The organism is Alcanivorax sp. HI0083, assembly GCF_001635175.1.
The window spans coordinates 1-227 of record NZ_LWFX01000688.1 but is presented as its reverse complement, the minus strand read 5'-3'; the positions used below and the strand labels follow the sequence as shown (position 1 = coordinate 227).

The window sequence follows — 227 nt, the reverse complement described above, 5'->3', positions numbered from 1 at the left end:
TTCCTGCTACTGGCCGCCTGCGGCCAGAAAGGTCCGTTGTATTTTGACCAGGAACGCAGCGCAACCGCACCGGCCAGCGACGCGCAACCGGCGCAGCCCGATGCAAAAGACAGTGAAGACACCCAAGACGAAGACGACGCCAACGCGTCCGGACAGGAATAATCATGGATCCCTTTCAGTACCGTGACGGCCAGCTATTCGCCGAAGATCTTCCCGTAGAACAGCTG

The 227-nt window shown here is 59.0% G+C and carries 1 protein-coding gene; it reads left to right on the top strand.

The window, feature by feature from the left end; all coding sequences use genetic code 11:
- Positions 1-3 precede the first annotated feature (3 nt).
- On the top strand, positions 4-162 hold the full coding sequence (locus tag A3754_RS26535) for a lipoprotein (RefSeq protein WP_156496868.1): 159 nt from the start codon (positions 4-6) through the stop codon (positions 160-162).
- Positions 163-227 lie beyond the last annotated feature (65 nt).